Below are 9,204 nucleotides of genomic sequence, written 5' to 3'. Positions count from 1 at the left end.
CATCGGTCTCGACCAAGGCGAGAATGAAAGTCTCGTGCGCGTCCAGCTTCGATACCTTCGGCTTACCCTGCCGCCCAGGTTCCAGATTGCCGCTCGAACGCCAGGCCCGATACCATGCACCAGACGTCGATATCCCGATCGCAAACCCCCGTGCCGCTTCTCGGGTCGACAGGCCTGCCTCTATCGCCTCGATAACACGCGTCCGCAAATCCAGGCTGTAAGCTCGTGCCATGCCGCTGCTCCTTCCGCAAATCACTTCGATCAGGGAATCAGAACAAGCCGTTCACTGCAAACAAACGACTCCGATTAAGGGAAAACCGCTCTAGGTGCACGGTGAAGCTACGGCCCAACCGCGGCGCGCTACCCGCACACCTTCCTCGCGTCGTCTCGTTGAAATCATCGCAAACGGCCACATCGAGGAGCCCGCCTTGGCAACCGTGCCACGACCTCAGGTATCCCCTGGATCGGCTCAGACACTGTCCCGTCGGACCGCACAAGGCGCATGCGTCCAGGGCGTTCCGTTACAAGCCATCCGCCATCCGGCAACTCCGCCATGCCCCAAGGGTTCTCAAGGCCCTTCCGCGACCACAGTGCTTATCAACTATCAACTGGGTGCTGTCGTTGATTACCGGAGCGCGCGTTTTGACCTGGGAACGCCGGCCGCTGATCTGCGGCGTTGGGCGGCGCCAGGTTGAAATCCTGCGCGCAGGCGTTCCCGGCCGCTGCGATGATGATAGATGCAATCGCGGCACGAGAGGCGATAGACCAGCTTTGCCGGTGTCCGGATAGAGACTCCTGATTTATGCTTCGCATGAGATTTTTCCTCTGCAGCTGTTGCTAGGCTGGGCGGTCATTTGGGAATCCTAAACGATCCGAGCCATTCGACTTGAGCGTCGATGAGCGAAGCGGCGCCGGCTTCTACACCGTGCACGTCGTTCTGCCGCGCGAGGAACTCGCCAGGATCAAAGGATTGACCCTGGCGCCTGGGATGCCGGTCGAGGTGTTCTTCTCGACCGGTAGCCGCACCATGCTTTCCTATCTCGTGAAACCCCTAGCTGATCAGATCCAAAGGTCGTTCCGGGAGGAGTGAGCCGCGTCTCACGTAGGGCCTTGTCCGTGAGCTTTTTCCGCTTCGTCCTCGCCCCGCCCCATGTGCCGCCGGGTCGACAATAACCTAGACGGGAGAATTACGCGATCGGATATTCTTGGCAACGCTGGCGTCGAACAAGGCGTCCCTAATGAGGCTAGGCCGGCAGACAACGGAACACCAAGTAGGCGGCCTCGCATTATAGTCTCGCGGGTGCCGGTCACTCTCGATCATCGATCTGGGTTGTAGTTTTGTGTGCACAGCGGGCGCCGGACGTTGCATTGCGGCTCGAATCGGCGCGGTGGTGGCTATCATCTCCTCGTCTTTGTCCGTTGTGTCGGGGCAGTTGCCTGCGAATTGATGTGCGACAACAGAGGGACGGAATGATACGGTTTCTCAACGCTACGCAAAGAATTCGTTCGATCTTAACATTGCTGACGATCATCTTCGTGAGCGCATGCACGACGGATCCTGAATCTTCAATGGTTCTTCGGGCCGATCGAGTGAAGGCTGCGGCAAACAACAGGGTGGGCGTGGTCGCTTCGATGGTCGAGTATTCGGGCCTCCCGGCAAAGCCGGGTCCGGAATCGCCTGACTGGAAGCTGGTAGTCCTTGGGGGCTATGACTATGTCGACGAGGACCTTTGCAAACCCTTTTTGAACAGCCTGTTTGTTGCTGAGCGGAATTTGCGCGCCACGCGCAACCAGATCTCGGACATCGGGACGGCGGCCATTGCCATAATGTCGTTCGCAGGCACATCTCTGGAAGCGATAGGCTATGTCGCTGCTTCCCTTGGCCTCGCGAAATCGACCATCGACAACTACCAAATCGTTCGTCTGGTGGATCTTGGGCCATCACGCGTTCTTCAATTGGTAAACCGGGCTCAGTCTGCCTACAGAGAACAGACGATGAGGCGCGCCGGCGACTACACCCATGAGGTCTTGGCCATGAACGCGATCGCCGGCTACCTCGACCTTTGCCGCGTACCCACGATCGTGTCGCTCATCGACAAGGCCGTCGACAATACAAACTTCGTCGCCGATACCTCGAGCACCTTGGCTGCGCCGCAGCTTCTGACCGTGGGCGGCATGCAAGTTTCTCCGAATGCTGCCCTGAGGGAGAGTGAGCGGGGTCAAGCGAGATTCGTACCGAAAAATCCTAATTCGCCCATCGTCGTGCCACCACGAGATCCCACGAGGATCAGCGGCGCAATAACCAACTATGAAAGGGACATCGACCTTTCGGATGGCAAGCTCATTCAGCAGGCGCTTTGCGTGAAGGATGACGGAAACTTCGGCGGTCTGGAGAGCAAGACGAGGCTCGCCATCGAGCAGTTCAAGCTTGCCTGGGCCTACACCGTCAAAATACCAGACAGTGATGCTCGCAGAACCATCAATGGTCCGGATCAGCGCCTGGCGATACTTTCAAAGGGATCGCAGGCGCGTTGCAACGCGTGGAATAACAACACGTTTGAGATGTTCTTGTTTCCAGAAGCTCAGAACGTCATGGAGTTCAAGGAACGCTTCATTGCGACCATGATTAAAGAAAAGATTTCTCCCGAACTAGTGGCAAAGATAGAAAAAGGTGATAGCTTTGGACCTAACTTGCGCGAGGCGCTTAAAGTGTTTCAGCAAAGTAAGCAGCTGCCCGCCACAGGCATATTGGATAAGAAGACTTTTGATCTGATAGTGAGCTAATGGTGAGAGCACGGCAATGACGACAGCAATCGCGAAGTTCGGCTTCTTTCTCAGATCGAAGGCGGGAGGAGAGCTTACCGAGCATTTCATTCTGGCCGAAACAGAGTTGACGGTGCTCGGTGAAGCAAATTCTGCGGACGGCAAGCAATGGATCAATGTTGACGACAAAGGTACAGCAGGGTGGACGCGCCCGGATAACCTGCGTGAAACGGCGCTCGTCCGTTCGATAAACGAAACGGAACTGGCGGCCGTTGCCGTCGCCGTTGCCAAGGACCTCCAAACCAATGCGGGCTACTTGTTGGCTGTTGCCCACGTGGAGAGCAGGGACGACTGGAGAAACGGAGTCATAACAGCGAAGGACGACAGCAAGGGCGCTTTCGCGCCATATCGGTTTACCAAAGATGACTGGAAGCTGGTCGCGGAAAGCGATCGTGGACGGGAACTGGGGCTGCGTGACGCGGGACTGAGTTTCCCCGATCAGCAATGTCTCGCGGTGGGACTTAAGAGCAGGCAGGATGCCGAAGTCTTGACCAAAGACCTGCAGCGCTTCGTAACATCAATCGACCTGTACCTAGCGCATATCTTCGGCGCAAAGGCTGCGATAGCGCTGCGGGAGCCTTCAGCGCAGACCAAGAAGCTCGGCGACATGCTGGATGAGCTTGGCCTCAGCGTAGGCGCGCTGCAGGACCTGCTGGCCAATCGCGGCGTGCTGACGATGAATGCCGGCGTCGACGCGGTCGTGTCCACGTTCCTAGAGCGTTGCGGTGAGGCACTGCAGGCAGGTTTGGATCGGGCAGCGACGCTTCTACGCGACTTTTCGGTCGAACTGCCCGATGGTTCAGACGCGAGCTTCAACGATGTCCCCGCCAACTTCAAGGGCGAGGTGATCAAGGTGGAGCCCGACGACGTCGATGCGCTCGGTCGCCTGTGCAGCAAGGAGGTGGGGGTTTTTGAAAAGTTTGGAGAACAGGTGCTTGTCGATGGGGTGGGCGCAGTCGTCGATACTGTGTTCAATCGAATGGTCGACAACTCAACCGAATTCGAAAACACCATCCAGGCGGTTATCGACGAGAAGTTTCAGTTTTCGCCAATCCTGGCGACGCCGAACAAAACCTGGCGCGAATTGGATCCGTCACTGGAGGTGTCTGCGATCGTCGACGCGCACTTAAAAAGGCGCGCCTCCGGTGGTTCCAGCGTCATTTTGGGCGCAATGCACTTCTTCAATCCTCACGCATCAAATCCGGACTGGGGAGCGGAGGTAAGGGCGCATCCAACGTTTATCGGCGGCAATCCCGACACCAAATCCGTACACTATCATGGATTCCCGAGGAAGGGCGGATCGTTCTACAAGCCGCCCGGACCCTACGTGATCTTCCACGCGGGCCGGGGACATGCATTCAACGGCGATGGTTCCGCCATGGCCGCTCTATCGGTCCCGGCAGGCGACGACGAGGTAACCAAGCTTCTACGTGACCATATTGCCAAGGACAAGATTCGTTTCCAACCGCCGAAAGACAAGTTTCGAAGCATGCTCCTTGGTACCGGAACCGATGGTTCGGCAACTCCATCCCTTCGGCGGCTGGTTCTTCACCTGGCAAGCGTTGTCGACACGTTCATCGAAATAAGCTCGATTGTTCGCCCTGGTGGCGGCAGCTTCCATCAACTGGGCCAAGCCGTGGACATTGGTAATGAGGATGTCGCCGGGAAGCTCTTGCCAAAGGTTGCGGTACAATCCGTGGTCGATGCTTTTGGAATCGACGAGATCATCTTCGACTCCCGTAAGATTGGCCAAAAAACAAACCGTTTCAACTTCAACGGGGGCAGCCCGCACTCCTTCGATGACGCTACGATCAACCAACATGGAAACCATATACATTTCGCGGTAAGGTCTTAGGAGATAACATCACTTACCCGGTCATATTCGGTGGTATCTGTGAAAGCACTTGCCCAAACTTTGGATTGGTGGAGAGATTTATCCGACGGTTCGCTGCGTAGCTTTGTTTCCAGACGGGCTTTCTCGGATCATGGCTCAATTGGCTGTTCTCCGCGGACAAGATTTTCCTGTATCCGTTTGGCCGTATGTGTTGCTTGCGCGGGACCTCCTGGTCCCCATCCATCCATCGATCGATCGCCGCAACCACCGGACGACGCGCACTGATGCCTGTCGCCGTTAGTAGGGCGGGGCTGAATACGCCAACATCTTCCGCACGCCGTCTGGTGGCGGACCAGCAATGGACGCCCAAGATATTAAGGCGTCAAACGTTCGCTTCCTGAGATCGACTGGATAGAGTGCTGGATCCGGCGATGAACGATCCCGCACGGATCGTCTGGTACGACCCCAAGGGGCCACGGCGGTAGCAACGACATTCCTTTGGCCGCCTTGGTTTGCTTTGCGCCATTTCCGGACCTACACAGATCGTCGCGACGTTAGCGTCGACTTTGCGCGCCAGAAACAGACGTCTGACGAAGGCTCGAGAAGTCGTTCGGATTGCCCAAGCACTTGGATGGCTTTCCATCTCTCGGTCATTCCCCTAGACATGACGCTCACGGCAACCGCTGGCTGCATGGCAACAGCAGGATTGGTCACAAACATGGATAGTCGACCGTTCCGGCACCTCTCCGCCAAGTTACTTCTTTGTTCCCCGCGCGGCGTCCCCGAGCGTCTGCTCCGTAGAAGACAAAATGCTTGGCACCAACCGCTCTGAGAAGCCGGCCAGGAAGCACCAGATGGCGAGCAGAGCTAGAGCCTGGCTCGGCAAAACCTGACGGATGGAACCTTTCTCGAGGCCTTCTGCACCGAACAGAGGGACCGCTCCCTCCCTTACGCTCAGCTCGGCAAATTCGGGAAACAGTTTGCCAGAGACCATACCTGAACGGAGAAAGAAAAATACCACCAGTGCACCGCACATTCCAACGACGCCCCTCAGGAATATCGAAGTAAATTCTTTCGCAGTTTTTAGTTCGCCCACGGACATGCTGCCTGCTGTCGTCTGGATATAAAGAAGCCGGCTGAAGTATGCACCAAACAAACCTGCTGTAAGAGCGGTATAGAAGGGGAGACCAACTAGGAGTTCCGCCGGTAATTTATGTTCGACGGAAGCTGTTTCGCGAGACTCCATAAAAATATGTGCGTATATCCAGACGTATGGCAGCAAGAAAAGAACGAAAGAGAATAGGCCAGCCCAGACAATCCGGCGTGTTGCGCTCTTTTGAATTGGACGTGAGTAGAATTTTCGGTTCTTCGTCCAATGGGTCTCTTCAAGAACCTCAAGGAGTAGCGCACGAAGCGCTGGCTCTTCGCTTGCCTTGAGTTCCGGCGCTCCCTTAGCTCGACTTTGTACGTTATACTAAAGGATCTGACGGCTGACTCTCTTGGGATACCGGAGTGAGCGGAACCGTGATTCCATTGGGGCGAGGAGGATTCGCGCCATGGGATCAGCGATCAAGATGCGGACGGACTATTCGGCAGCCGAGTTGCGGCGGCGGGCCAAGAGTTCGAAGGATAGCAAGCAGAGCCGTCGGCTGCTGTCGTTGGCAGCGGTTCTCGACGGGATGAGCCGTGAGGATGCGGCCCGGGTCGGCGGCATGGACCGGCAGACCCTGCGGGATTGGGTTCACCGTTTCAACGACGCTGGTCCGGACGGCCTCGAGGACGCCTGGAACGGCGGGCCGGAGCCGCGCCTGTCGGTGTCGCAGAAGGCGGAACTGGCACGGATCGTCGAGACCGGGCCGGACCGGGCCGTCGACGGCGTCGTGCGCTGGCGGCGCATTGATCTCCAGAGGCTCATCAAGGAACGCTTCGGCGTCGACTATCACGAGCGCTACGTCGGAACGCTTTTGAAGCAGCTCGGCTTCTCCCATATCAGCGCCCGGCCACTTCATCCGGGCCAGGACGGCGAGATCGTCGAGGCGTATAAAAAAACTTCCCGCGCACGCTGAGCGCCCATCTGGCCGACCTGCCCAAAGGTAAGCCGGTCGAGATCTGGTTCCAGGACGAAGCCCGCATCGGCCAGAAGAATGGCATCGTGCGGCAATGGGCCAGGCGCGGCACGCGGCCCCGTCAGCCGGCCGACCAGCGCTACAAGAGCGCCTATCTGTTCGGCGCCATCTGCCCGGCGCGTGGCATAGCAGCCGGGCTGGCGCTGCCCTTCGCCGACACGGAGGCCATGCAACTTCATCTCGACGAGATCAGCCGCCATGTTGCCAGGCGCGCTCATGCCGTTCTGCTGCTCGACCGCGCCGGCTGGCACACCACCGCCAAACTGAAAGTGCCCAAGAACATCACGCTAATCTTCCTGCCGCCCCGCGCGCCGGAGCTGAACCCCGTCGAGAACGTCTGGCAGTATCTGCGCCAGAACTGGCTCTCAAATCGCGTCTTCGAAGGCTACGACGCCATCATCGACGCCGCGTGCGGGGCCTGGCGCGAGCTCATCGAACGACCAAACACCATCACATCAATCGGAATGCGCGAATGGGCTCACGTCGGTCAATCAAATTGACCGTTGGTATTAGGTGGCGAAGCACAGGGCTTGCGCCATTCGCAGGATGCGCTCTTGCGGGATATTTTGTCGCTCCCGGTTTGGCGGGGAGTGTTGATTAATATCGCCGATCCAGATTGCGAGGCGGACGGCGCCGATGGCGTCGCTGAACGTCAGGCTGGTTTTTCGGTACCACGCTGCGGCGTATGGGGTGGTAGTGCCGGTGAGCAGATCGCAGGCCCATAGCGATATGAAGCTGTAGAGCCCGAGCAATGCCGGGGTGGTTCGTGCAATGGCCTTGTCGGACCATTGCCGCTGGGTCTCAACGCCAAGGTGGGCACGGGTCTCAGCGAACGTGACCTCGATCTGCCAGCGGCGGACGAACAGGGCGATGATTTCGGCGGGCTCGAGGGTGATGTCCGTGCTGAAGAAGGCTTGAGGGGCGCGTTTGCCATCGGGATCCCGGACCAGCACCCAGCGGATCGGCATTACCGGGGTACCGGGCCTGTACCACAAGGCGGTATCAGACGTGATCTCGAGCGTCTTGCCTTCGACATGGCCATACCAGGCGGACACGATGATCCTGGCCCAGGTCGTGGCGGGGTTGGACAGGAGTGTCTTGAGCTTTGGTAGCGCTGGACCTTTTTGCGCTGGCCGACCGACGGTGCGCGTGGTCCGCTTTGACGGCGGCGCAAACAGGCTGGCATCCAGTCGCAGCCGGCTGATGAGCGTTGCCCTGGCAGTGATGGCATGGGCCAGTTCATGGACGGCAAAGCTGCTGTCGCCCACGAAGATGATGCGGCGCCCCGGCAGCCAGCGACAGAGTTGCAGTGCGCCCTGCCGCGCCCAGTCGGTCAGCAGCTTGTGGCGCCGCCCGCGTTGATGGTCGGATCGCTCGGACGGAGCAAGCAGGGTCAAGACCGGCAAGGCCTTTACCAGGCTTGTCCATGGCACCGGGGTCAGCACCATGAAGCTCAACCAGCGCAGGCCCACTGGCTTTGACGAAATGGCCATGGCTGGAGCGCACTGGATCCCGGTAGATGCCCCGTGCGCCGATCCGGCGTCCCCATCGTCGTTCGATGGTGTCGTCCATGCCAATGACGATGAGGCCATCTGGCACGAGCCGTTCGACCACAAGGCCCAGCAATCGCCTGGCAATGCTGCGGGGGCTCCAGCAGGCTCGGTTGAGGATCTGGTGGTAGCTTGCAAAGTTGGCGGCCTCGGCCCGGCCGGTCATGCGTAGGCAGGAACTGACGGTCCGCTTGCCCGGCGCCAGCAAAGCTCCCATGACCAGAACAAGGACATGTTCCCAACTGGGCGCTGTGAAGCAGGTGCGCAACGCTTGAAGCCACTGGCGCAGGATCTGGGGAACGGCATCGCCGACAGCGGCGCTGGGATGGTGCAGCATCCCATGCTTCGAATCCCGGCCAGCACATGTTGCAAGGCAATGACCGTGCGGCGAAGTGAATCAGGCCTGCTCGGGCCCGCGGCAGCTATGACTGCACAATGGAAAAGGACGACGTGGCCCTGCGCATCGAAGCGTTCGACGAGGCCAATGGTGGCGGCGTTGGCTGCTACCAGGACAAAGGTGCCTACCACCTGTACCTGCTGGCAACCGAGGCGCCGATCGCCCGTCTCAAGCCGACCGGCAGAGGCGATGAGGTCAGCATCGCCTACTGGTCACACCGCCGAAAATGGGAAGACATCGACGATATGGGCGGCTGTGTCCTGCCCCTCGATCAGGCGCTCAGCCACATCGCAACCAACAGCCTTTTCTGGACCTGGACCTGACCAAGAACGTACAAAGTCGAGCTTAGAGGCCGTTTGGAAAATCGGAAAATTGGGATTTCGGCGGAGGCTGGTTTGTGATTCAAGCTGTGGATGTGGACCGAACAGAGCCGTGGCCGGATGGCCAAGATCGCCAAGAAGACCAAGCGCTACC

Annotated in this window: 8 protein-coding genes and 2 pseudogenes; 5 read left to right on the top strand and 5 right to left on the bottom strand. The window is 58.7% G+C overall.

Annotated features, from left to right (window positions below; genetic code table 11):
- Together D3227_RS39140 and D3227_RS43560 are read right to left on the bottom strand one after the other, a co-directional pair.
- A partial coding sequence (locus D3227_RS39140; protein WP_147377814.1) for an IS630 transposase-related protein occupies positions 1–232 on the bottom strand: 232 nt, incomplete at its 3' end.
- 109 nt (positions 233–341) lie between these two features.
- Positions 342–576, bottom strand: a pseudogene (locus D3227_RS43560) (PQQ-dependent sugar dehydrogenase); the annotation flags it as partial.
- 310 nt (positions 577–886) lie between these two features.
- On the opposite strand from D3227_RS43560, the gene D3227_RS39130 reads away from it, so the two are divergent.
- The 3 genes from D3227_RS39130 to D3227_RS39120 all read left to right on the top strand — a co-directional run bounded on the left by D3227_RS39130 (position 887) and on the right by D3227_RS39120 (position 4,678).
- A complete protein-coding gene (locus D3227_RS39130; protein ID WP_342634052.1) occupies positions 887–1,090 on the top strand; it encodes a beta-barrel domain-containing protein in 204 nt (67 codons plus the stop codon).
- A 428-nt stretch (positions 1,091–1,518) separates the two neighbouring features.
- Entirely contained in the window at positions 1,519–2,784 is a 1,266-nt protein-coding gene (locus D3227_RS39125; protein ID WP_167481064.1) for a peptidoglycan-binding domain-containing protein, read from the top strand.
- A gap of 16 nt (positions 2,785–2,800) precedes the next feature.
- Positions 2,801–4,678: a cell wall hydrolase gene (locus D3227_RS39120; RefSeq protein ID WP_120019324.1), complete on the top strand. Its 1,878-nt coding sequence runs from the start codon at positions 2,801–2,803 to the stop codon at positions 4,676–4,678.
- Positions 4,679–5,411: 733 nt separating this feature from the next.
- Here D3227_RS39120 and D3227_RS39115 read toward each other — a convergent pair.
- On the bottom strand, positions 5,412–5,903 hold the full coding sequence (locus D3227_RS39115; protein ID WP_147377813.1) for a hypothetical protein: 492 nt from the start codon (positions 5,901–5,903) through the stop codon (positions 5,412–5,414).
- Between the two features lie 310 nt (positions 5,904–6,213).
- On the opposite strand from D3227_RS39115, the gene D3227_RS39110 reads away from it, so the two are divergent.
- Positions 6,214–7,283, top strand: a protein-coding gene (locus D3227_RS39110; protein WP_120019322.1) for an IS630 family transposase whose coding sequence is annotated in 2 segments (ribosomal slippage) — positions 6,214–6,700 and positions 6,700–7,283 — 1,071 coding nt in all. Because the reading frame shifts where the segments join, the coding sequence is not laid out codon by codon here.
- Positions 7,284–7,292: 9 nt separating this feature from the next.
- Here D3227_RS39110 and D3227_RS39105 read toward each other — a convergent pair.
- Complete coding sequence (locus D3227_RS39105; protein WP_281035065.1) at positions 7,293–8,231, bottom strand: IS701 family transposase; 939 nt, start codon at positions 8,229–8,231, stop codon at positions 7,293–7,295.
- 106 nt (positions 8,232–8,337) lie between these two features.
- Positions 8,338–8,550: pseudogene (locus D3227_RS43990) on the bottom strand (transposase); the annotation flags it as partial.
- Positions 8,551–8,768: 218 nt separating this feature from the next.
- Here D3227_RS43990 and D3227_RS39100 point away from each other — a divergent pair.
- Entirely contained in the window at positions 8,769–9,053 is a 285-nt protein-coding gene (locus D3227_RS39100; RefSeq protein ID WP_120019321.1) for a hypothetical protein, read from the top strand.
- The last annotated feature ends 151 nt before the right edge of the window (positions 9,054–9,204 follow it).

Origin of the sequence: Mesorhizobium waimense, from assembly GCF_003601975.1 — a bacterium.
Taxonomy (GTDB): domain Bacteria; phylum Pseudomonadota; class Alphaproteobacteria; order Rhizobiales; family Rhizobiaceae; genus Mesorhizobium; species Mesorhizobium waimense.
This window is presented reverse-complemented; position numbering and strand designations above follow the sequence as displayed.